Annotated in this window: 24 protein-coding genes; 20 read left to right on the top strand and 4 right to left on the bottom strand. The window is 67.3% G+C overall.

Annotation, left to right across the window (positions count from 1 at the left end; genetic code table 11):
• Positions 1-441: 441 nt before the first annotated feature.
• The 5 genes from GWK61_RS23910 to GWK61_RS23890 all read left to right on the top strand — a co-directional run bounded on the left by GWK61_RS23910 (position 442) and on the right by GWK61_RS23890 (position 5,984).
• Positions 442-1,257, top strand: a complete 816-nt coding sequence (locus GWK61_RS23910; RefSeq protein ID WP_194911473.1) for a hypothetical protein — start codon at positions 442-444, stop codon at positions 1,255-1,257.
• A 104-nt stretch (positions 1,258-1,361) separates the two neighbouring features.
• Positions 1,362-1,682 (top strand): pilin, encoded by a 321-nt coding sequence (locus GWK61_RS23905; RefSeq protein ID WP_194911472.1) that lies wholly within the window; start codon positions 1,362-1,364, stop codon positions 1,680-1,682.
• 6 nt (positions 1,683-1,688) lie between these two features.
• Positions 1,689-3,317, top strand: a complete 1,629-nt coding sequence (locus GWK61_RS59715) for a conjugal transfer protein TrbL family protein (protein ID WP_194911470.1) — start codon at positions 1,689-1,691, stop codon at positions 3,315-3,317.
• Positions 3,298-4,209 carry a PrgI family protein gene (locus tag GWK61_RS23895; protein ID WP_194911468.1) on the top strand — a complete coding sequence of 304 codons (912 nt, stop codon included), beginning with the start codon at positions 3,298-3,300 and terminating at the stop codon, positions 4,207-4,209. The genes GWK61_RS59715 and GWK61_RS23895 overlap by 20 nt, the downstream gene beginning before the upstream one ends.
• Complete coding sequence (locus tag GWK61_RS23890; protein WP_323747719.1) at positions 4,206-5,984, top strand: VirB4 family type IV secretion system protein; 1,779 nt, start codon at positions 4,206-4,208, stop codon at positions 5,982-5,984. Before GWK61_RS23895 ends, GWK61_RS23890 begins: the two co-directional genes overlap by 4 nt.
• Here GWK61_RS23890 and GWK61_RS23885 read toward each other — a convergent pair.
• On the bottom strand, positions 5,930-6,838 hold the full coding sequence (locus tag GWK61_RS23885; protein WP_194911467.1) for a hypothetical protein: 909 nt from the start codon (positions 6,836-6,838) through the stop codon (positions 5,930-5,932). The genes GWK61_RS23890 and GWK61_RS23885 overlap by 55 nt on opposite strands.
• A gap of 1,255 nt (positions 6,839-8,093) precedes the next feature.
• On the opposite strand from GWK61_RS23885, the gene GWK61_RS56805 reads away from it, so the two are divergent.
• The 11 genes from GWK61_RS56805 (at position 8,094) to GWK61_RS23830 (ending at position 16,668) form a co-directional block, all read left to right on the top strand.
• Positions 8,094-9,752 (top strand): TraM recognition domain-containing protein, encoded by a 1,659-nt coding sequence (locus tag GWK61_RS56805; protein ID WP_323747718.1) that lies wholly within the window; start codon positions 8,094-8,096, stop codon positions 9,750-9,752.
• Entirely contained in the window at positions 9,749-10,579 is an 831-nt protein-coding gene (locus tag GWK61_RS23875) for a replication-relaxation family protein (RefSeq protein WP_194911464.1), read from the top strand. The genes GWK61_RS56805 and GWK61_RS23875 overlap by 4 nt, the downstream gene beginning before the upstream one ends.
• A 47-nt stretch (positions 10,580-10,626) precedes the next feature.
• On the top strand, positions 10,627-11,514 hold the full coding sequence (locus GWK61_RS23870) for a C40 family peptidase (protein ID WP_194911463.1): 888 nt from the start codon (positions 10,627-10,629) through the stop codon (positions 11,512-11,514).
• Entirely contained in the window at positions 11,495-12,415 is a 921-nt protein-coding gene (locus GWK61_RS23865; RefSeq protein ID WP_194911462.1) for an alpha/beta fold hydrolase, read from the top strand. Before GWK61_RS23870 ends, GWK61_RS23865 begins: the two co-directional genes overlap by 20 nt.
• A 702-nt stretch (positions 12,416-13,117) precedes the next feature.
• Positions 13,118-13,348 carry a hypothetical protein gene (locus GWK61_RS23860; protein WP_194911461.1) on the top strand — a complete coding sequence of 77 codons (231 nt, stop codon included), beginning with the start codon at positions 13,118-13,120 and terminating at the stop codon, positions 13,346-13,348.
• Between the two features lie 152 nt (positions 13,349-13,500).
• Positions 13,501-13,878, top strand: a complete 378-nt coding sequence (locus GWK61_RS23855) for a hypothetical protein (protein WP_194911460.1) — start codon at positions 13,501-13,503, stop codon at positions 13,876-13,878.
• Between the two features lie 17 nt (positions 13,879-13,895).
• Positions 13,896-14,486, top strand: coding sequence for a hypothetical protein (locus GWK61_RS23850; RefSeq protein ID WP_194911459.1), 591 nt, complete (start codon positions 13,896-13,898; stop codon positions 14,484-14,486).
• Between the two features lie 57 nt (positions 14,487-14,543).
• On the top strand, positions 14,544-15,137 hold the full coding sequence (locus GWK61_RS23845; RefSeq protein WP_194911458.1) for a hypothetical protein: 594 nt from the start codon (positions 14,544-14,546) through the stop codon (positions 15,135-15,137).
• The gene (locus GWK61_RS23840; protein WP_194911457.1) at positions 15,137-15,418 is read left to right on the top strand and encodes a hypothetical protein; all 282 of its coding nucleotides are present in this window, start codon (positions 15,137-15,139) and stop codon (positions 15,416-15,418) included. The genes GWK61_RS23845 and GWK61_RS23840 overlap by 1 nt, the downstream gene beginning before the upstream one ends.
• Entirely contained in the window at positions 15,408-15,722 is a 315-nt protein-coding gene (locus tag GWK61_RS23835) for a hypothetical protein (protein ID WP_194911455.1), read from the top strand. The genes GWK61_RS23840 and GWK61_RS23835 overlap by 11 nt, the downstream gene beginning before the upstream one ends.
• Before the next feature lie 52 nt (positions 15,723-15,774).
• Entirely contained in the window at positions 15,775-16,668 is an 894-nt protein-coding gene (locus GWK61_RS23830; protein ID WP_194911453.1) for a hypothetical protein, read from the top strand.
• Between the two features lie 173 nt (positions 16,669-16,841).
• Here GWK61_RS23830 and GWK61_RS23825 read toward each other — a convergent pair whose 3' ends face one another.
• Positions 16,842-17,375: a MarR family transcriptional regulator gene (locus GWK61_RS23825; RefSeq protein ID WP_194911451.1), complete on the bottom strand. Its 534-nt coding sequence runs from the start codon at positions 17,373-17,375 to the stop codon at positions 16,842-16,844.
• Between the two features lie 312 nt (positions 17,376-17,687).
• Between GWK61_RS23825 and GWK61_RS23820 the strand changes: the two genes are divergently transcribed.
• The 3 genes from GWK61_RS23820 (at position 17,688) to GWK61_RS23810 (ending at position 19,757) form a co-directional block, all read left to right on the top strand.
• Complete coding sequence (locus GWK61_RS23820; protein WP_194911449.1) at positions 17,688-18,146, top strand: hypothetical protein; 459 nt, start codon at positions 17,688-17,690, stop codon at positions 18,144-18,146.
• Positions 18,147-18,190: 44 nt separating this feature from the next.
• Positions 18,191-19,051: a phosphotransferase enzyme family protein gene (locus GWK61_RS23815; protein ID WP_194911448.1), complete on the top strand. Its 861-nt coding sequence runs from the start codon at positions 18,191-18,193 to the stop codon at positions 19,049-19,051.
• 217 nt (positions 19,052-19,268) lie between these two features.
• On the top strand, positions 19,269-19,757 hold the full coding sequence (locus GWK61_RS23810; protein WP_228562836.1) for a hypothetical protein: 489 nt from the start codon (positions 19,269-19,271) through the stop codon (positions 19,755-19,757).
• Here GWK61_RS23810 and GWK61_RS23805 read toward each other — a convergent pair.
• Complete coding sequence (locus GWK61_RS23805; protein WP_194911445.1) at positions 19,750-21,318, bottom strand: asparagine synthase-related protein; 1,569 nt, start codon at positions 21,316-21,318, stop codon at positions 19,750-19,752. The genes GWK61_RS23810 and GWK61_RS23805 overlap by 8 nt on opposite strands.
• Before the next feature lie 21 nt (positions 21,319-21,339).
• Entirely contained in the window at positions 21,340-21,486 is a 147-nt protein-coding gene (locus GWK61_RS23800) for a hypothetical protein (protein WP_194911444.1), read from the bottom strand.
• Positions 21,487-21,885: 399 nt separating this feature from the next.
• Between GWK61_RS23800 and GWK61_RS23795 the strand changes: the two genes are divergently transcribed.
• The gene (locus GWK61_RS23795) at positions 21,886-22,773 is read left to right on the top strand and encodes a hypothetical protein (protein WP_194911443.1); all 888 of its coding nucleotides are present in this window, start codon (positions 21,886-21,888) and stop codon (positions 22,771-22,773) included.
• The last annotated feature ends 51 nt before the right edge of the window (positions 22,774-22,824 follow it).

Raw genomic sequence — 22,824 nt, 5'->3', positions numbered from 1 at the left:
GTGGTGGGTGGTGGGTGGTGTCCCGATCACTACCGAAGTCCGATTTCACGCCGTGAAACTGTCCGGCGCCTGCGCCGTTTCACTCCGTTGGTCGCCCACGGCTGCGTGAAATGAGCGTGAAAACCATCGCGAAAGCGTGATCATCGGTCTGATGTGACGCCGCGGATGGAATGGCGCAGATCGGTGAACGGGTGATTCTCGCGCGCTGCGGGTTGACGGTTTGCCAAGCTCTCGGTGAGAGGGCGTCAACGTGAAACGTCCAGGTCCACGTAATCGGGTGGCGTCTCACAGCTTGGCAGTCGTCGAGCTGGCGCCGGGCCTTGTTGTGCAGCAATTCACGATGCGCGGTCGCGCCTGCCACTTTCTCGCGACATATATTTGATCGCCGTGGTCGTAGCTGGAAAGGCAATCAACTTTCCGGCGACCACGGAGGTCAACGAAATGACGGGTACCACCGCTCTTGCGGCTGCGTCGCGCGAATTCGATTCACTGGTGGCTCTTCCAATTCTCCTGGACGGGCGCTCGTTCGGGGAAGATCGGGATCTGCGTCTCGACGAGGTCAAGGAGCTCCTTCTCGCTCGCGCCACATCCCCTGCGATTCGCGATCTGATCTGGCGCGAGATCGTCAACAATGCACGTTCGGGCGACGGAATCTGGACTGCGGTCGCGCTCGGCATGGCGATGCCGGGCCTTGCGAATCTGGCGAAGCAGTTCGCCCGCGACTACGTCGACACGAGCTACGAGGACTTGTGCGCCGAGGTCGTGACGGCCTTCCTGGAAGCGCTTCGCGCGGTCGACGTCGACCGGCCGGCGATTCTGACGCGGATGTACTGGTCGACGTATCGCGCCGTTCGGCGGTCGGCGTACACCGAGGTCCTTGCGGCCAGGGCCGCTGTAGCCGCGGCCACCGAGGCTCGCATCGTGGCCGAGGGCGGCCATCCGGACCTTGTGCTGATCAGGCTCGTCGCGGAGAACGTGATCACTGACGTCGAGGCGAGCCTGATCTCTGCGGTGCGCCTGGACCGGCGGTCCCTGGGCGACGTCGCCGAGTTGCTGGGGATCAGCACGAACGCGGCCCTGCTGCGCCTGCGTAAGGCCGAGATGCGCGTCGCAGCCCATCTGACCGGCACCACGGCATGCACTCGGAAGGCCTTCAAGCAGGGCCGAAAGAGTGAAGCCGCTGGCGGCCCGGACAGTTTCGGGGTCCCCGACCGGACTTCCGTGGTCGAGGAGCCGCCCGGGATCCTCGCCGCCTGAGGCGGATCCGACGAAGGACGTTCTCGATGACTTCGAACCTCGCACCCCGCCCACGCTCACCCCGACGGACACCGAGCGCGGCGGTCTATCACCGGCGCCGCGCGGTGCTGCTGCTGTTCGTCTCCGTCCTGCTGCTGGTCTTTGCCGCGGCGCGCGCTCCGGCGGCGACCACGGAACCGCATCCGGCCGTGATGGACCTGTCGAAGGTCGCGGACAACATCACCGGCTGGGTCGTCGGGATCCTCGCGGCGGTGGCGACGATGTTCCTCACGATCGGCGGGCTGCGCTACGTGATGGCGGGCGGCGATGCCGGTGAAGTCGAGAAGGCGAAGTCATCGCTGAAATCCGCGATGTATGGCTACGGGCTCGCGATGCTGGCGCCGGCCGTCGTGGAGGCGTTGCGGACCATCGTCACGAAGGACTGATCGACCGTGCCGGTGATCACGACCAGTGTGCGCAACCTGGTCCGCTTCATGGCCCTGGTCGTGATCGTGCTGGGAATGGTCGTGGGGCTCGGCGCCGGAGCCGCGTTCGCGGAACCGGCGCCGAGCCCGCCTGTCCCATCCCCTGCGGTGCCGTCACCGCTGCCCGGGATCTACGGCCCCGGCTTCACCCCGGACTCCTCGGTGCCGCCGCCGACCGGTCCGCTGCCTGGTCAGGACGCCCCGGGAGCGCAGGACCCTGGCTTCTTCGACATCCCGGGCCAGATCGAAAAGGCGATCGACACCTGGTTCGGGAACCTGGTCAAGCAGGCCCTGGAACCCGTCCTGAAGCTGCTCGGCAGCACGCTGCTGGCGTCACCGAACCTCACCAACGGCCGGGTCAGACAAATCTGGGAGGGCGTGCTCGTCACGACGAACGTCGTCTACGTCCTCTTCGTACTGGCCGGGGGCCTGATCGTCATGGGCCACGACACCGTCCAGTCCCGCTACAGCCTCAAGGAAATCGTTCCACGCCTGGTCATCGGCATGATTGCCTCCAACGCCTCGCTGTGGCTGATCAACCAGCTGATCGGTATCGCGAACGCGTTGTCGGCGGCGCTGATGGCCGGCCCCGTCTCCGCAGAGGGTGTCGGCAACGTTCTGACCTCGACCTTGATGGGCACCGTGCTCGGCGCGGGCAACCTGTTCATGGTGCTCATCGGCCTGGCGATCGCCGTGCTGGGCGTCGCGCTGCTGATCACGTACCTGCTCCGGTCGGCCACGCTCGTCGTGTTGACCGCCGGTGCACCGCTGGCCTTCGCGTTTCACGCGCTGCCTCAGACCGAGGGAGTAGCCAAGCTCTGGTGGCGGGCGCTCTTCGGATGCGGTGCGATCCAGGTCCTGCAAGCACTCGTCCTGGACACGAGCATCCAGATCTTCTTCGATCCGCAGGCGACGAACGTCATCGGGCTCCCGACCCGCGGTGGCCTCATCGACCTGCTGGTGTGCCTGTGTCTGTTCGTCGTACTGCTGAAGATCCCCGGCTGGGTGCAGCGAGTCGTGATGGGACGCTCGCCCTTTCACCCGAGCATGGCCGGCCAAATGGCTAGAGGCTTCATCTACTACAAGACCTGGGGTTTGCTTCGGGGCGGTGGCATCCGGATGCCACGACGGGGCAGCGGCACGGGTGGTCCCGGTCCCGGACGTTCCGGGCCGCCTCCAGGCGGCGCGATCACGCCGACGCGCGGGCCGCGTCCCGGTAGCGGGGGCGGCGGCCTCGGGGGCTGGCGTCCGCGTCCGCCGACGATGACCGCCACCCAAGAGCCGCCGCCTCCCGGGTCGCCGCCGCCAAGTCCCTCGCGTGGTCCGCGCCCGGCTGGCCCTTCTCCACTGCCGCCGCCCGGCCCGGTCCGCCGGCCGCTGGCTCTGCCGCCCGGCCGCAGCGCGCGACTGGACCAACGGCACCGGGCCACGGTCGCGAACCCGCCGCGCCACGGCGAGCAGACCGCTCTGTTCCCAGCTCCCGAATCCCCAACACGTCCTCGACCGCCGAAGGCGGCGACCCCACCGGTCTCGCCGAAACCGCCGAGCCCACCGACACGGCAAGGAACTCGAACCCGTGGCAGACCATCTCGATGAAGACGCGATCCCGATCGTCCGCATCCCGGCCGACGTCGACCAGCCCGACAAGATCGTGGCCGGACTCACTGCCCGCCAGCTCGCGGTACTCGGCACGACCACTTTGCTGCTCTGGTTGGGCTACCAGGCCTGCCGCCAGGTGGTGCCGCCGATTCCGTACCTGTTGGCTTCGGCCCCGGTCCTGCTCGGCACCGCCGTCGCCGTCACGATGAAGCGCGACGGCGTACCGCTGGACCGCCTGCTCGGCGCCTGGGTCAGGTACAGGCGGACCCCACCTCGGCAGGTTTTGGCGCCCGAGGGGCTTCCGCAGGTGCCCAAGCGCCTCGCGAAGTCGTCTTGCACGGGGCCGGCACCGTTCATCTCGCCAGTACGCGAAGTCGCCGAGACCGGAGTGCTGGACCTCGGTTCCGACGGCGTCAGCGCCCTGGCCCGGTGCTCGACGGTGAACCTCTCACTGCGGTCGCCGCGCGAGCAGAGCGTCCTGCTGGCGGGGTTCGCGCGCTGGCTCAACAGCCTGACTGGCCAGACCGCCATCACCGTGCGAAGCCGACCAGCTGACCTGTCCGGGGTCTGTGACTCGCTGCTGAATCAGGCTGCCAGCCTGCAGAACGAGGCCCTGAGCGCTGCCGCGTCCGAGCACGCGAACTTCATCGCCCATCTCGTCGCTGACGAGCAGCTGCTGACACGCGAAGTGATCGTCGCTGTGCACGAGTCTTCCAAGGCTGCGGCGTCTCGTCTCCATCGCCGGCTCGAAGACGCTGATTCGCTGCTCGGCTGCGCTGATATCGCGGTGGATCCGCTGCCCGAGCACGCCGCCACTGACTTGATCAACGACGCATACAACCCGGCTCCGGCAGGGCTGCGCGATATGGCCTGGGAGGAAGTCCTGTGATCCAAAACCTGCTTTCGACTCGTGGCAGAGGTGTCTCCTCGTGGTTCGGCCCGTCGAGCGTGGGGATCGAGCCGCGGAAGCTGAGCATCGGGGACGGCTTCGCGACGAGCTTCGCTGTCGCGGACTACCCGGCCGACGTCATGCCGGGCTGGCTCGACCCGCTCACCTCCTACGCGGGCCGCCTCGATCTGGCGCTCCACATCGAACCGGTTCCGTCGGGCGAGGCCGCCGACCGCCTGCGCCGTCAGCGTGCCCGGCTGGAATCGACCCGTCGCCGCGGATTCGAGCGAGCGTCGCTTGACGATCCCGACCTGGAATCCGCTGCCGCCGACGCGCGAGAGCTTGCTTACCGGGTCTCCTCCGGGTCGGGGAAGTTGTTCCGCGTCGGGATCTACCTGACCGTGCACGCCGGCAGCGCGGCGGAGTTGGAGGTCGAGGCAGCTCGCGTCCGGGCCGTGGCCGACAGCATGCTGCTCAAGCTCGTTCCCCTGACCTACCGGGCCTTGGAAGGTTGGTGCGCGACCTTGCCGCTCGGGATCGACACCGTTCTCCTGCGCAGAACTTTCGACACGGAAGCTCTCGCGACCTGCTTCCCCTTCGCTTCCACCGACCTGCCGCTGCCCCGCGAGACCGACTCGGCAGTCCTCGTCGGCGCCAACGCAACCGGAGCCGGCGTCGTGTTGTGGGACCGCTGGAGCCTGCCCAACTTCAACTCCGTGACCCTGGCGTCATCCGGGGCCGGCAAGTCGTACGCGACGAAGTTGGACGTGCTGCGCTCCCTTTACCGCGGCGTCCGGGTCTTGGTCGTTGACCCTGACGACGAATACGACCGTGTTGCGGCGGCTGTTGGCGGCACGCGCATCGCGCTCGGCATCGATGGCGTTCGCATCAACCCTTTCGACCTCCCACCAGCCGCGGCCCGTACTGCCGACGCGCTGAAGCGGCGGGCGCTGTTCGCGCAGACTGTCGTAGCCGTCCTCCTGGGCTCAGCGCTCTCGGCCGACGAGCGCGCGGCTCTCGATGCTGCGGTCCTCGACGCCTACGCGGCCAAGGGAATCACCGACGATCCGGCGACGCACGACTTGCTGGCTCCGACCCTCGCCGACGTTGTTGAAGCGCTCCAGACCGGAGACTCGAAGGCAGCTGGCGTGCTGGCAGAGCGACTGACTCCGCACACCCGCGGCTCCTTCAGCGGCCTGTTCAACGGCCCGACGACCGTCGAGACCGACGGCCGCCTCACCGTGTTCGCGCTTCGCCACCTGCCGGACGAGCTGCGCGCGGCGGGCATCCTGCTGACCCTCGACGCCATCTGGCGCGAGGTCTCCGACCAGAACCGCAGCATGCGGCGTCTGGTGGTTGTCGATGAGGCATGGCAGCTCATGGCGGTGCCGGACGGCGCGCGGTTCCTGTTCCGCATGGCCAAGTCCGTGCGCAAGTACTGGGCCGGCCTCGCGGTGGTGTCGCAGGACGTCGGAGACTTCCTCAGCACCGATCTCGGTCTGGCCGTTGTGGCGAACGCGGCTACGCAGATCCTTCTGTGTCAGGCGCCGCAGTCCATCGACCACGTCGCGAATGCCTTCCGGCTGTCGGCGGGGGAGCGCAGCTTCGTCCTGACGGCGGCCCGGGGCCAGGGACTGGTGATGTCAGGGACCACGCGAGCGGCGTTCACCGCCGTCGCTTCGCCCTTCGAGCACGGCCTTGTGACGACAGGCCGCGAGTTCTACGAATCCGAGATGCGTCGTGAGGCGAACTCGACGGGGGACGGGGAACGATGAGCGTGGCGGTTGTCGTGGGTTCGCGAGCTTCGGGTGTCCTGAGGCTGGGGGAAGATGGCATCGATCGCCGTCGTGCTGATTCCGTGCGATCGTCGCCACCAGGCCGCCGGGTATCCGCGGTCTGTGTTGTGGAGGTCCGGCTCGTCGCGGTTGGCGTAGGGGACGAATCCGTTGAGGAATCCTGGGTGCGCCGGATCGTGAAGGACGTCGGCGATGGCGAGGATCTCCATGACGGTCAGGCGCTCGTCGCGGTTGGACGGCATCGCGCGCAGTGCGCGCTCTCCGTTGGTCGCGGTGGCCTTGGGCGGCAGTTCGTCGAGGTCGGACAGGACCTGGCGGAGGATGCGCTGATCCTCCGTGGTGGGTTCTGGCTGGTCCTCGCGGAGGAAGCGGTCCAGGGTGAACCACACGAACACGGGTTCCAGGAGGCGGACGCCGCCCCATTTGAAGCGTTCGAAGTTGAGGATGCTCAGGTCCACCTCGCGGGCAGGAAGCAGGGCGCCGCAGATCTGGCACCCGCTGGGGCCGGGAAGGAAGGCGTGGTCGGGCATGGATCGGGCGATCAGGAAGCTGCTCAGTACCGGTCGGTGGTGCAGTGCCCGGCTCGACAGGCCCGCGACAAAAGCGTCGGAGGCTGTGCGCAGGGTCGTGCGCGTTGCGGCGTCGCGGACTCGGGTGATCAGTTCTTCGTGGCCGATGGTGAGCGGCGGGAACATGTAGCCGGTTTGCTCGGCGTAGGCGCGGTCTTCCGGGGAGGGGCGGTCTGCGGTCGGCTTCAGCCAGCCGTTGGGGCCCCAATACGCGCTGTTCAAGATCCGTAGGGCGCGGCTGTCCATCGTTCCTCCGAACGCCATGACGGCATCCGCCGCCGACGAAGACCACATGGCCGGGCATGCCGGACTCTACTTTAGGTCTTGACGTGCTGCGGAGCGGTGGGTGGCTGTGCGGCCGAGGAACGGCCGTCAGCACGGCGCCGATCCCTGACAAGCGCTTGCTGATCCACGAGCTCTTGCTCGAACGCCTCCAGATCCTCCGCGTCACGGGCGCTGGACAGTTGCCGGACCGCAGCCAGATCCATCACGACCCGTGGTCACAGGAAGCGACTATGCATTCCGCAATCCGCCGATCCGCCGAGACTCCCGACCGAATCACCAGATGTTTCCACCAGCGAGTGATCCCTGCCTCACCTGCCGTGCAGCACTTCCAGCCCGAAGAGGCCGCTGCACTCGGCCGCGCGGTGAGCAGCGACGAGGAGGCCCTTTGAGCTCTGTGAGCGATCCGCTCGGCCAGCTTTTGGCACGCATCGAGCACCTCACGTCCATCGGCTCGGCGTACGCCGCCGGCTGGTGGCCACAGGCCACTGCGGCACTTGGTTCCGGAGCTACAGCATCAGCTGCCAGCCGTCACTGGGCCCGCCGACTTCGGATCCGTGCCCAACTGCGCGAGGCGCGGCTGATCCGGATCCTGCTGCCGGCTGCGGTTGATCAGCACTCCGGTCACGCATTCTGGGCGAACCTGCACGGCCTGGTGCGTCCGCCCCGGCGCCGAATCTGGCCTGGCCAGCCTCATCTGTCGTTCGAGTTCTCGTTCAGCTCTGCCGGCGTGCAGATCCACATGTGGGTTCCGGGCAGCGTCCCTCCCAGCATGATCGAGCGAGCGATCGAAGCGGCATGGCCCGGCGCGCAGACGGAGACTGTGCTGTCGGCGGGTGCTCCTGTTCCAACTGAGCCGCAGCAGGTCCGGGCCGTCGGCGGCCGTCTTCGCCTCGCCCGGCACGAGATCCACCCGCTTCAGGACCGGTATTCGAGCGACCCACTGCGGGCGCTTCTCGGCGCCTGCGCCGACCTCGGGACGCGCGAGCACGCCGCCGTTCAGGTCTTGGCCCGGCCCGCCGCCGGCCGTCGGCTTCGGAAGTTCCGCAGTGCCTTGCGCTCCTTTCGGAAGGCGCCGACTTCGCGGAACTCGGTGAAGACCACCCTGTTCGATCTGACGACGCCGGGACTGCGGGGCAAGACGACCGCGGTCCGTGCCGACCTGGAGCACTCCGCAGAGCTCCGTGCCGCGATGGCCAAGAGCGTGGGACCGCTGTGGGAGACGGTCGTCTACTACGTGGTCACGACAACGGCTCCGGCGTCCGCGACAGCGGCCGAGCGGCGTTCGGATGTCGGCCGGCTACGAGGCCTTGCACACGCGATCGCCTCGTCCTACGCGGTCCATGCGGAACGCAACTGGTGGGCGCGCAAGCCCATGCCCGGCCTCGTTCGAGCGGTCACCGAGCGTCGCTTCGTCCGCGGAGACCTGCTCAACCTGACCGAGCTGGCAGCGATTGCCCATCTGCCATTCGACCCCGACGCGCCGGGCATCAGCCGAGCCGGCGCGAGGTCGGTCCCGGTCCCGCCCGCAATCCCTGGTCCGTCGTCGATGGCGAAGCCGCTCGGTCGGTCTGACGCGGGCGGGGCACGCCAGATCGGTCTCGGTGTCGCGGAGGCGCGGCAGCATCTGCACATCGTCGGCAAGACCGGCTGCGGCAAGTCGTCCCTGCTGGCGAATCTGGCGCTGGCCGACGTCGAAGCCGGCCGCGGAGCCGTCGTCATCGATCCGAAGGGCGATTTGGTGAGGGCTGTGCTGGAGCGTCTTCCGGAGCGGGCCGTGGGGCGCACCGTGCTCATCGATCCGGAGTACGACGGAATCCGGCCCGCTATGAACGTCCTGCGCGTGGAGAACGACCACGAGATTCCGCTGGTCGTCGACAACCTCGTGGGCATCTTCCACAAGATCTACGGCGCGTACTGGGGCCCGCGCACCGACGACATCCTTCGCTCGACCGCGCTGACGCTGCTCAAGAGCCGGAGTCATGATCACCCGCCGACGCTGATGGACATCCCGACTCTGCTGACCGCTGGCGACGCTGCTCGCTCGGCCATCACGTCCCGAGTCCAGGACCCGATGCTCGGCAGCTTCTGGGACTGGTATTCGCAGCTCTCTGACGGAGCTCGGGCACAGGTCATCGGGCCGTTGATGAACAAGCTGCGGGCGTTCCTGCTGCGTGACTTCGTGAGGCAGACCGTTGCCGCGCCGACGTCGAACTTCGATATGGCGAAGGTTCTGAACGGCGGCGTTCTGCTTGTCCGGATCCCGAAGGGCGTCCTCGGCGACGAAACCACGCGGCTGCTCGGCTCGCTGGCCGTGGCCGGCGTGTGGCAGAAGATCCAGGCTCGGGCTCGCCAACTGGAAGCCGATCGCGCAGACAGTGCGCTCTACCTCGACGAGGGGCAGAACTTCTTGACGCTGGCGCATCCGTTGGAGGACATGTTCGCCGAGGCTCGCGCCTACCGCCTCTCGATTACCTTCGCGCATCAGAATCTTGGCCAGCTCTCGACGGAGCTTCGCGAGACCTTGTCGGCGAACGCTCGGACGAAGGTCTACTTCAATGCCTCACCCGAGGACTCGCGCTTGATGGAGCGGCACACGGTCCCGACGCTCACCGCCTACGACCTGTCGAATCTCGGGGAGTACCAGGCAGCTGCGCGATTGGTGACGGGCGGACAGGAATCCCGAGCCTTCACGCTCAGGACCACGCCGCTCTCGGAGGCAGTTCCCGGCAGGGCCGAGGCCGTCCTGGCAGCTGCCGTCGCGCAGTGGCCAGCGGCAGCGGAGACTCCGACGCCTCGACTCGTTGCCGACCCCCGTGCGCCGCGCGGCCTCGACGACACGCTCGAACTTGACCTCGATCCCGAATCGCTTCGTCAGGCGGGTGGTTCAGCTTGAAGATCAACCAGCAGGCCGTGCTCGCCGCTGCGAACAGGCTCACCGAGCGCGACCGCCAGATTCTGCACCTCCTCGGACAGCATCAGGTGCTCACCACCCACCAGATCACCCACGCGTTCTTCGACAACTCGCGGGTCGCTCGCCGACGGATTCAGGTGCTTCACGAAGTCGGCCTGCTGGACTGCTTCCGGCCGCCGCTGCGGGTCGGGACGAATCCGAAGCACTGCGTTCTGACCGCTCTCGGGGTCCAAGCTGTCGCGCGCCTAGATCAGGAGTGGGACCTGGTACCGCCTCGCGCCGTGTCGGCCGAGAAGATCGTGCTGCGGCCTGACCTCAGACACCTCGTCGGCGTGAACGATGTCTTCTGCGGCCTGCTCGGCTCCGCGCGGGAGACGAGCGCGGCATCTCTGGACCTGTGGTTGTCCGAGCGAGCGTGTGCGAAAGCCTGGGGGACCTACGTCCGTCCCGACGGGTTCGGCCGGTGGCGCGAAGGCACGCGCAGCGTCGACTTCTTCCTCGAATACGACACCGGCGTCGAGAACAGTGCACAGATCCTCGCCAAGCTCCCCGGCTACGAAGCCATGACCGCCGCAACCGGCATCAGCACGCCGGTCCTGTTCTGGCTCCACTCCTCTCGCCGCGAGCAAGGGCTTCACCAACGTCTGGCCCGTGCGGGATCGCCTGTCCCTATCGCCACGGCAAGCGGCGACTCGACAGTGGCTGCCCCTGCGGATGCCGTCTGGCGGCGCGTCGGCGCCGCTGCCGATGCTCCTGTCCGTCTCATCGACCTCGCCAGCGGTGCCGCTAGCTCCGGGACACGTTTGTGACGGCGGGACGTATCGCGGCGGGAGCTTCGGCCGCGCTGCTCCTTCTGATGACTCTGCTGTCTGCCGCAGCGGCTGCCGTCGTCGAGTCGATGGCCTCCTCGCTGGACGTGTTCAGCGTGTCTTCGAACTCCCGAGGCGGTCACATCCCTGACGCAGACGGAGATATCCCACTGCGCATGTATGAGCTCTACCACGATGCTGCGGCGACCTGCTCGGGCCTGTCGTGGACAGTGCTCGCCGGCCTCGGGAAAATCGCATCGGACCACGGCCGTCACCCGACGGACCAGGGACTCATGGGGATCACCACGAGCCAGTTCCAGCAGCACGCCGACCCGATCCCCGCCGGCGGCGTATCGCCTGCCTCTCCACTCGATCCGGTCGACCAGGTCTACGCAGCAGCGAGAACAATCTGCGCTTCCGGACCGGCCACCGACCTCACCGCAGTAGTGCGCCGCGCAACCGCCAATCCTGCCTCCGCGGTCCGGATCGTCGAACTCGCAGACGTCTACAGCCGCGCCTCCAGCGGCAACTCATTCATCGCGGTCGCGGCCCGTTCCGCCCCGAGCGCTGCGGCACGGCTCGCGCTCGAATACGCGGGAGCCCATCTGGGCCTGCCCTACGTCTGGGGTGGCGACGGCCCCGACCGAGGAGGAGTCGGCTTCGACTGCTCCGGGCTCACCCAAAGTGCGTACCAGGCCGCCGGCATCGCCATTCCCCGGACGGCCACGGACCAGTTCAAGACGGGACGCCCGGTCACCAGGGCCGATCTGCGTGCCGGCGATCTGGTCTTCTACGGCGACCCGAACGGCTTCCTGCATCACGTGGCGATGTACGTCCGGGCTGGGCTCGTCATCGACGCTCCCCACCCCGGAGCGGTTGTTCGCCTGGACCCGGTGGCGGCCGACGACTATGCAGGTGCGCGGCGTGAGTCATGACTCTTCGCCAAGAGCAGCTGCGGGCGGCTGTCTGAGATCTTCGGCAGATCTTCTGAGCCGCAGGTACGTTGGTGAGGATCCCGCCGTCGACATATCCGAGGTGGTCCCCATGAAGCCGAGGATCCTGACCCACGAGGTGAAAGGCGAAGGGCCGCCGCTCGTCCTGCTACCTGGTGGCCTCACCGGATGGGTGTCATGGGCGTCCTACGCCGACTCGCTGGCGGCGAGGTGGCAGACGGTGCGCGTTCAGCCGATCCACAACGAGCTCGGTTCGGCCGGCGAGCGCGGGGACGCCGAGTACACCGCGGACATCGAGCGCGATTCGCTGCTGATGACCTTGGACGCTCTCAATATCGCGGCAGCCGATTTCGTGGGCTGGTCTGGGGGTGGGCGCGCGCTCATCGAGTTCGCATTGGCCTATCCCGAGCGGGTGAGGACGCTGACGCTCGTGGAGCCCGCGGCCTACTGGATCCTCGACCAACTCGGCGAGACCGATCCCGAAGTGGCCCACCTGAACCGGTTCTTTCACGACCTGGCCGGCGAGGACGTGTCCGAGGACGACCTGGCCGAGTTCTGTCAGCTCGCCGGACTCGTGTCCTCAGCGGACAAGGCCCGCAGGAATCCCCACTGGGCGAGCTGGGTTCCGCACCGGATGGCGCTGTCCTGGGGCTCCGAGCAGGCTGACCGGCCGCGTCGAGGCGTCGATGAGCTGGCGGGCATCTCGTGCCCGGTACTGCTCGTCCACGGCAACGCGACTACCGATTGGCTCAAGCGCGTCGTCGCCGTCCTCGATGAGCGGCTCCCGGACGCCCGAGTGCTTGAACTGCCCGGGGATCACGCCAGCCATCTTGAGAATCCTGACGTATTTCCCGCTGAGCTGGAGCGGCATCTAGATCGGTGAGCGGCCGGTGTGCGAGATATGCTTGCGACGCCAGTCTCGATAGCGTTTTTATCGGCCCGTTCGTGTGCGCGTGAAGTCGCGTGAATGGCGAACTTCGAACTAGGTTTACTGCCCTGCGCAGCCGTCCAATCGGTCACTGGTCGCTGCTGGCACTGAAGATTTTGACGAGCATCCGGATAGCTTGCTCCGCTGCCCGGTCCGAAGGTGTGCCGATGAGTGTCCGCTTAGACCGGACCACCTAGCGGCAGCGTAAAACACCTGGTCCAGGCCGTCTTTTGACGCGCTCGCGGAACTCGGGCCGATCGTGGCTTCCCGATGGAGTGTTGTCAGCCGGCTCGCCTCGGCTCGCCCCAGCCTCGCCTTGCTTGCCGTCCGGTCTTTTTTCCAGCTTCGTACTTCATAAATAAACTGCGTTTATTTATGAAGTGCTTTCACCTTACCGTTCGGCTATGCGATTGGGTATGCTCTCACTTTGACCTCCGGTGAGTCAATAATTCGTACTCCGAATGGGTGAAGAAAAGGGCAATTTGGGCTTGATTGGGCGGTTTCGATGGTGAATGATGGGTATATCAAGAAGTGAGGGGAACGGGAGAACGTCGAATCCCAGAAAGGGCTCGGCAAGCGCGCGGGAACGCGCTCGCCGAGCGACGGGCTCCCCGACCGCTCCGAAAGACGCCGTCAAACGCCAGCAAGGAGCAGCCAATGAACCCTGACCACATTCTCTCGCAGCTGCGCGAGCTTTCCGCGCAAGCCATGCTGAAGAGGAACGGCTCCGCGTCTGGAGGCTGCAACAGCCTCGACTGCGGCCACAAGTACCGCGCTGAGGCAATGGCCTCGCGCTTCCTTGAGCTCGACGAGTCCCTGTCCCACGGCGGCATCTACCCGACCGATTGGGCCTCCCCGATCATCCCGGCGCAGCGCACCAAGCGCTGACCCCTGCGCGGCCTGAAGCCGCGCTCTTCGACCGGCCGCCGGGTCCATCCCCTTCCCGCCAGGGCCCGGTGGTCGCTCCTCCCAACCACTTCAACGTGCAGCGGCGCAGCCATGCCGGAAACGGCCGGCCGCCGCCGGAACGGAGCTTCGTCATGTCTACTTCCACCCCTGAGCAGCAGCCCGACATCTGGCCCCTGCTACGCGCGGCCGGTTTCCAGAAGCGCTACGTCCCTGCGCGGGACGGAGCGCGTCCCCAGTCGGCGATGCGGATGTTTTACAAGGTCCCGGGGCACGTCGTGGTGCTTCTGGAGTTCGTCATGCAGCGTCCGACGCGAGACATCAGGATCACCGAACTCGCGGTCTACCCCGAGGTGGCCGACTTGCGGGTGGCGACTGCGCCCCCGGTCGAGCGCGCACACGCCCGGTTCTTCGGGATCGCGTTCGAGGAGCGCACGCCGCTCGCGGTGATCGGCGCCGCCACCATCGCGGCGCTGGACGTAGCCGTCCCCCGTCGGGCCGAGCGGGACTGAGGGAAGGGACGAACACCATGACCTCAGCACGCATCGCCAAGACGACCGTGGCGAAGTCCGTCATGCTCGTCGACGAGTTCACCGCACGCGGCTGGACGGCGAATCGACACCCGGTACTCGACAGCGCCGACGTCTCGCAGTCTGCGCTGCTCAGGCCTCCGAGCGGAGCCGTGTCGGTCAAGCTCACGATCGTCACCTATCCGGACGGCGGCACGCTCGCGGAGCTCATCTACGAGCCGTCGCGCGGCAAGGGCTATTGGAGCGGCGGCAACGCACGTTCCTACTGGCGCATGAGCGTCTTCAACGCTCCGGCCTCGGCGATCCTCGCAACCGCTCATATCGCGATCACCGGCGAAAACGGACCGACGTTCGACACCGTCGCCTATGAAGGCTGGGAGACCTGCGCCACCTACACAGCCGGTGGCCATCTGCAATCGACCTCCTTCGCTCACCCGACCGGACAGGTCGCGGCTGTCTACCACTACCCGGACACACCGGGGGAGTGCGGTGCCTGGCTGATCTCCGGCCCGTCCTGCCACGCCGACGCCACCGGACACACTCCCGCACCCGTCATCCGCGCACTCGCGGAAAACCTCCTCGTCCGCTGACCTCCTGCCGCCGGGCGCAGGAGCGCCCGGCGGCTCCTGAACGCAAGGAGCTACCCCGTGTTGGAACTCAACTCCGACGTACAGCGGTACATCAGCGAATCCCTGATGGCCGACCTCTGGCAGACACGCCAGATCGCCCACCCGAGCTACCCCGGGTCGAAGTGGGTCCTTGTGGGCCCGCAGCTTCGCGGGCGCCTGGTGATGATGAGCGATCTCTTCGACTCGAACGCCCGACTGTCGATCAGCAGCGCGCCCCGCTCCGGCCACACTGCACCGGACTGGCAACTCGTCGCGCGGTTCGCGTCAGCCGAGATGGTCCTCGCGATGGCGCGAGTCGCGGAGACGGCTTCGGACGTCGAGCCGGTCGCGTGGTCGCGACGTCTTCTGAACCGGCGCCTGCGCGCTGTGGGGTGGAAGCGCGACACCGGACGTCTTCGGACCCTGTTCAGCTCCACAACGGTCTGGGAGAGCCCGTGCGGCTGCTATCGACTCGGCGTGTCGGCCAAGTCCGGACACCACGTGCGAACTGCCGAACTCTGCGGCCCCGACACGCTGGTCACCATCGGCGCGACCACCCCGGTAGCGGTCGTGGCCAGCCTCGCCGAAGCAGTCGCCAAGAGCCGGTCCAACCTCGGAAAGGGTGTTGCCTGATGTGCTCGGACGCGACTGATCTTGCTCTGCTGAAGTACCTGGAAGGTGAGCCCGAAGTCGTGCGCTCTGCGGCTGGTCTGTGCGGCGCCGCCGCACGGTTCCGGGCAACGCAGGACGCGCTCACCGCCGCCAACACGCGCCTGCAGGCTGCGTTGGCCGAGGCCGGAGTGCCGACGAAGGACCGCGCACAGATCGCGTGCGCGTTCGTGTTCCTCAACCACCGAGTCTGCGAAGTCAGCAACGCGGCCCACGCGGAGGAGGGCAGCGACGATGAACTCTGACCAGAGGGCGAAGCGGCGGACAGATCTCGGCTCCGTTCACACGATGCCCACCCGGGACGAGATCCGCGATCAGCAGCCGACGGCCACGTCGGCTCCGGGCCCCGGTGCCGTTCCGCGCGCTCTGCTCGCCGCTGCCGAGCAAGCGGCTCACGTCGTGCCGGAGAGCTGCGTGAACTTCACTCTGCCCGGCGGCGGTGCCGTGCTCATGACAGTGCCGACGGCGCTGTCGAAGCGTGACGCGTTGTTCGCGGCCGGCATCGTCCGGGACTTCCTCACCTCGCTTGCCGAACGGATGCACGCCTAGCGGTTCCTCGGTGGGCCCGGCCAGACCGGTCGGGCCCACCGATCCCGCCCGCGTGACCGTCCAGAACGACCAATGGCCGGAGGAACCTGTGAACCCACTCGCCCGCTTCACCCGCCGCGCGCCAGCACCGGCGACGCCCTCAGGCGAACCGCTGATTGAAACCCCGCGCTCGGTCCTGATCGCGCTCCGGCTCGGCGGGACGGTGTCGTTGATCGCGATCGCCGTGATCAGCTTCGACGTCCTGACCGATCTCGGACGCCAAGCAGGCCTGCACCGGCTGGCCGAACTCTTCCCGCTCGCCGTGGACGCGTACGCCGCTTCGGCGCTCTACACCGCCTACCGCCTCCCGGGCGGCCATCCCGCACGCGACCAGGCGAAACGCACCGCGCGCTACGCCCTCGCGCTCACGGTCTGCTGCAACGTCCTCGACCACGCCCTAGCGCTGGCCGGTTTCCTGATCCCCACGATCGTTCGCGATCTGATCCTCGTGGCTGTCGCCTCGCTGCCCCAGCTGGTAGCGGATCGAGAGCTCGACCTTTTGGTCGCAGTCACCGCCCACCGGCGACTCCAGGTGCCGAGCGGCACCTCTGATCCAGACCCGGAACCAGAACCGGACGATTTTGTGGACGATACGGCCGGTCAGGAGGACGTTCTGACCGCTCGCGAAGAGGCATGGCTCAAGATCGGCGGCCCGGTCTATGACGAACTGCGGGAGCTGCACGGCCGCCGCCCGAAGGAGAAGGCGTTTCGGGATGCGCTGGCGCAACGACTGACCGTCCAGACTGACCAGGACGCCGGTCTGGACGGCCAAGAGGAGTCAGCGCTCATCCTCGGTGAGGGCGTGTCGCTGTCCACCGCCAAGCGGGTCCGGGCCCTCGTTGAGTCTCGCCACCCACCTGACGTGCAAGTGGCCATCGATAGGGAAGCCTCAGAACCGCAGCGATAAGCCGCGACCCGAAGGACTCGCGACGGTGCCGACCGTGCTGACGGTGCCGCCGTGAGTCCGCGCCGTCGAGCGTGCGCGAGCCCGCCGGCGCGTGAGCCCGCGCTGGCGGGACGTAGCGGCCAGCGACCGGGATTGGCGGGATCTCCTCTCCGCCCCGGGGCTGCATCTCCGCCTCAGAGCTCGAACAGCGGCACGGCAGCTGCGTCCAACGCCAGTTTCCAGCCGTCGGCCACCCGGCCCCCGCTGGGACCTCTCCTCTCGACGCGACAGACAATGCCCTGCTTCTCCAGGGCGGCCAGCATCTCGACAACGCTCGTGCGGGACAGGGCGGTGGCCCACTCGATATCGCCGATCGTCAGCTCCGGCCGGAGTGCGAGGGTGGTCAGAACCTTGTCGCGCGCACAGGGCGCGATGAGGGCCCGAGCCATGGGCAACGCTCCCGAGTTGGCGACCAGATCGAGCACCGTCGCCGAAGCAGACCAGAGAGCGCGAACGGACCGTCCATCGAGACCCGTTCGGTTGAAGCACACCGCGGCGCCCAGCGACTCGAACCGGCGCAGCGCACGCAGCGTCGTGGTCAGTGACAGACGAGCGGCTACCGCGATGCCCGCTGCTGACGCCTCGGGACGCTGGACGAGCGCGATCAGCACCGCCCGCTCACTGGCCGAGAACCGCAGAGCTTCCTTCTTTTTGCGCGTGCTGGGCACAGGGCACCTCTTTCGTCGTTCTGACAGGTGCTCTCATCGGCGCACGTCGTGGTGGCGTCGATCGCTACTCCAGAGACGATCTGTGGATAACTACTGGCCGCAGGGTGACAAGGCTTTGATCTATGCCATCAGCGGTGCGATGCTGGAGGGTTGTTACCTGCTTCGCGGCTCGCCGCGCCCTACCGTTGACGAGTGACGAGTGCGAGCCCCCGAGACGGGGATGGTGACGGGTTCTTACAGCAGCTTGCGGCCGCGAAAGGGCTTCGCCTGGGGCCCTGCGGCGGTCGGGTCAGGCTGCGTCGCTGGGTGAACATGCTCGTCACGCCGATCCGCTTCCGTGGACAGGGCGGAATCGGCTGGAGGACGTTTCTCTTCGTCTCGTGCTTGCTCGGCGGGTATGGAGCGCTCTTGTGGGAGGAACGCTCGTCAAAGGTCACCGTGGTTCTCAACGCTGACCTGCGCGCCGGGCTCGACCTCCGCGCGGCGACGGTCGGTGATGAGTCCACCTGGAAGATCACGAGCTTCTGGGCCTGGCCGACCGGCCGCGGTGGTGGGCTCGACGTCATCGCCGCAGTCCTGGCCGCAGCGGACGCGACCGGGACCACACTGCTGCTGAACGCCGCCAACCGCCGGCTGGCAGTCCACTACTACGCACCGCTCGGCTTCGTCGTACGCCCGGGGCAGGAAGCGGCCAAACGGCCGTGGATGGAGCGGCTTCCCGGTGCGGTGCCTGCGGAGGCGGAGTCGATCACGCGTGCTGCCATAGCCTGATCCTTGAGTGCTCCTAGAGTCTGGAGGATCCGCTGTTCGCCCAGGTGGCACAGGAAGTGCTGGCTGACGCCGTGTCCTGCGCGGGGTTGCCGCAGGATGGTTGGCGTACTGTCCGGATCGGCGAACGCGCCGTTTTCAGGAACGACGCGATAGACCTGATCGCCAAGGTCGGCCGTTTCGCAGAACGGTATGCGGCGGCTAAGCAGGAAGTGCGTGTTGCGCGGTGGCTGACTTCGTCCGGTCTATCCGTCGAACGTCCGTTCGATGTCGTGCAGCCGGACGCCACCTGTGCGCTCCCGGTGACGTTCTGGCACGCGGTAGCCGGCCAGTGGACGGCCCCGGATCGGCTCGCGGAAATCCTCAGGGACCTGCACACGTTGGTCCCGCCCCCATACCTCGCGCTGCCGAAGCTCGACCCGTTCGCCCGCATGCGCCAACGGCTTGCCGGCTCGCCCGGCCTCGATGCTGAGGCTCGCGAAGAGCTGGAGTCGATGATCGCCCAGCGGGAGGTCGAATTCCCGGTCGCTCTGGCTGGGCGGCAGGACGTCGTGCTTCACGGTGATGCGAACATCGGCAACATCCTGCTCACCGCAGAGGACGAGGCGATCCTGCTAGATCTGGAGGGCTTCTGCCTCGGGCCCCGTATCTGGGACCTGATGATCACGGCCGTGTACCGCGACCTCGGTTGGCACACGGAAGCCGAGTACGCCGCGTTCTGTGCCGCCTACGGCGAAGACCCCTCCGACGATCCAGCGTTCCCGACAATCGCGGCGGTCCAGCTGCTCCGCATGGTGTGTTGGCTGGCGCAGAGGGCCGCTGACGATCCCGTCATCAGCGACGAGTTCACGATGCGGCTGGCTGATCTCCGCGATCTGGACCGCCCGCGTCGTTGGCATCCCTACTAGGCGGTTGGTGCAGCACGCCGCATGACTGCTGTCTGGGCGGGGACTGGTGCCAGGCAAGCGGCGACGACCGAGGCTTGATTCTTCCGTGTCCAGGCACGGCCGCTCGTCGAAGCGTGGAAGACTCGGGTCATCTGTTGACCAGGTCTTTCCGCATGGAGGTGTCCGCATGTTGGCGATGCGGCGGGCTCGCCCCGAGGACGTATCCGCTGTGGCAGCCGTGATCGCGGCCCGGTCAGAGTGGATGGAGAGCCGAGGCTTGCCGAGCTGGAGGGAAGCGATCGACGACCTTGCCGGCCAGGCGGCCGTCAACGGAACAGCGATGTGGGTCCTGACCGCCGAAAAAAGGGTCATCGGCTGCACGACCGTCGCCGACGACAAACCGGCCTGGGGCTGGACGTCGGACGAAGCTGCGCAGGACAGCCTCTACCTGTTCACGACCTGCACGGACCCGTCATGGCGGCATGCCAAGCTGGGATCGCTGATCGCTTGGTGGGCAGTGGACAAGGCGGCGCGCGAGGGTCGGAAGTTCGTCCGGCGCGGGACCATCGAGATCGATCTCATGAGGTACTACGCCACGCAGGGCTTCGAGCTGGTCCACGAGGTGCAGCGGAAGAACAACCTGGCTTACCTCATGGCCCGTCGCGCCCAGCGTCTCCCGGAGGTGGAGCGCATGTTCGCGGCGGGCACGGCGGCGCTGGTCAGCTGAGGAAAGCGCGAGTCGCCAGGTCCAGGTGAACGACTTCCAGGAGCTTGGATTCCTCGCCTTCTGCGTAGTTCCCGTCCTGCATCCGCTTCACTGCCGCAGAGACTGCGTCCGGGTTGACGAGGCGATCATCGAACAGCGGCGAGCCGTCAGCGAGCATCCGTTCGAGGAGCGTGACGCCGGAACCGGTCAGGGCCCGTTCGACGATCTCGGCGAACGACTCCCGATGAACGGGCCGGACAACCTCCATGCCCAGCCCGAGGCTTTCAAGCAGTCGGCGCTGCAACTGCTTGAAGTCGCGCCAGTCATACGGCAGCTGCTCCCCGAACTCGACCAGAGCCGGCCACGCGAACGGATGGATCGGCCAGATGCCGGAGCGCAGCAGGGGAGGCGCCGTGGACTCCAGCGCCAGCAGAGTCATCGAGTTGATCGGTGCAGGTGGCGCTGTGCCGACATCGGCGTACTCCAGCAGCGTGGCTGCGGCGGGCCCGATCCATGGAGGCAGCACCGGCATCCGGTTCAGATCCAGGTGGGGCGCCTCCTCCTGCGATAGGGCCACCAGCTCGTCGCCTCCCAAACCAGTCACCACCGCGGTTGCGCCCTTCGCCGCGAGCGCACTGGTGAGCAGGCTGAACGGATAGAACAGCGGCTCCTCGTAAGGGCTGATCAGCTTGTCCTGCACCCGCGTGCACTCCGGATCCAGCGGCAGCAGTCTCGCTGCGTCCACTGTCGTGTCGTCGTCGGCGAACGGAAGCGTGTCCCGCATGCCGGCGCGGCGCCGTTCCTGTTGAGCTCGGCCGGGACCGTCGATCAGCAGTGCGGCGGTGCGCACCTTGTGAGGGCGTCGCTTCGCCGCGGTCGTGCCGATGCACCCGGAGTCGAACCCGCCGGACAGGTGGAACACGGTGGATTCCGCATCCCAGGGATGAGCGTCCAGCGCCTCGTGCAACAGCTCGACGAAGGCACCGAGGACATCGGCGCCTTCGGCCAACTCGCGCGGGTCGTGGTGCAGGGCGGGCTGCGGGTAGCTGATGACGAGGCTGCCGCCGAAGTGTGCGGTTGCGCGCTCGGTGAGCCGCTGGATGCCCTCGAACACGGTCTGCGTCGAATACCTCGGTCGGAACACCAACAGCCGGGCGACTTCCACAGCGTGCAGGCGTCCGGCGAAGCCCTTGAGGTCGGCCATGTCCCAGGATCCGTGCAGGCTTCTCGGGCCGGCGGACAGGTACAGGTGAGTCGTTCGGGCGGCCCCGGCGGTGACCGTGACCGGCAAATCCGGCGCAGTACTGATCACGACCACATCGCCCGGCCAGTCGGCTGCTGTGGCGGCTTGCGCGTCGAATTGGGAGGGCCCGATGTTGTGAACGCCGGGGACGGCGGCGACGCAGCCGGTCATCTTCTCCCGGATCACGATCAGCACGCGCTGACCGTCGGTGTAGGCGGTGTGCTCGACCATCGAATGGTCGATCGGCGTGACGCGGCTGGCGCCGTCGGCGGCGGTGTAAGCGCCGCCGACGAGCGTCCAGGAGGCGTCCGCATACGGCGTGAGCTGGAACGTCAGCACGTCAGCGGCCCTCCTGCCCGATCACAGAGCCGTGGTGTCGTACGTGTGCGCGGTGTCCGACGAGCCGGACTTCTTCTTGTACTCGTGCGACTCGGCCAGGCTCTGCACCCGGAGCCGATCCGGCCCGATGAACAGCGCTGCCTTCCTCGCCTTGGTGACCGTGGTCATCGTGCTCTCCCATCTGCTGAGCGGGGCTCGGAGTCGCCCCGTCATTGCTCATGCAACTGCCGATAGCTGCGGTGGCAGAGAGGGAATACAGGGGACATGGCAGGGGGTAAATCAGGGGACACGCACAGTGATCTCGCGGCGCTGATTCTCGCGCGACGCTGTGAGCTGCGTAAATCGCAGCGTGATGTGGTCGATGAGCTTCGGACCATCCGACCTACCTTCGACCGCTCCGAATGGCGTAACTGGGAGAAGGGCAAAGTGGTGCCGGGCCGGTTCTGGCTGCCGCACGTCGCCGCGGTGTTGGAACTTGAGATCGGCGTGTTGCGAGCGGCGAAATCGCTCCCAAGACAACGCTCAGCTGGCAGGATCGAACCAGCCGAAACCGTCGAGGAGAATCCTGTGCTGGATCGTCGCGACCTGCTGCTGGGTACGGCCGGGCTGTCCGTTGAGGCCGCGATGTTCCGGCCCACTGGAATCACCGAGGCGCCTGAGAAGCTGCGCACGCAGCTCGCCAAGGCTCAGAACGACTTCCGCCTCGGAAAGCACGCAGCGCTGGGCAAGCGTCTGCCGGGCTTGATGGACCGGGCGGTATCAGGGAGCGACAAGCGTCTCACCACGGACATGTGGACGCTGGCGACCGAGTATCTGATCAAGACCGAGCAGGACGACCTGGCTCTGCTGGCCTCCGACCGCGCGGCGACGGCCGCCGCGGAGTCTGGCGACCGGCTCGCCCAGGCCGAAGCCGAGTACTGCCGCTGCATGACCCTGCGGCACTCCGGCCGCTCTCGCACCGCCTACACGATCACGGCTGACGCCGCGAGCAAGCTCGCCGACGGAGGACTCCGCACGTCCGACGATTTCGCCACCTACGGGCACCTCTTCCTGACCGCCGGATACAGCGCCGCCAGCGCTGGCGATGCAGGCCGTGCTGAGGACTACATGCGCGAGGCGGAGTCCATCGCTGCACGCTTCCCCTCGGACGTGGCACATGGGATGTGGTTCTTCGGCCCGGCGCAGGCCGGGCTTTACCGGCTGTCCATGGAGAACGCCCTGGGCAACGTCGGGGGCGGGGTAAATGCGGCTCGGGCGCTGGACCCGGTGAGGCTTCCAACCCCTGAGCGCCGTGCGCGCTACTGGATCGACGTCGCTCGGCTCTACGGCCAGTGGACGGGCCACCACGTCGACGTGGCCGCCGCCGTTCGTCGCGCGTATGTGGAAGCCCCCGGCGAGGTCACCTCCAGGCCAAAGGTATTGGAGCTGGCGCGTGATGCGGGGCTGTCCACGTAGCTTGTCGCCAAACCCATTGTCGGTGTATTGCCGGTTTCGGCTCAAACTGTG

This window comes from Catenulispora rubra, from assembly GCF_015356825.1.
GTDB classification, from domain to species: Bacteria; Actinomycetota; Actinomycetes; order Streptomycetales; family Catenulisporaceae; genus Catenulispora; species Catenulispora rubra.
Note: the sequence above shows the minus strand (reverse complement) of the source record. Positions and strands in the feature narration are given on the sequence as shown.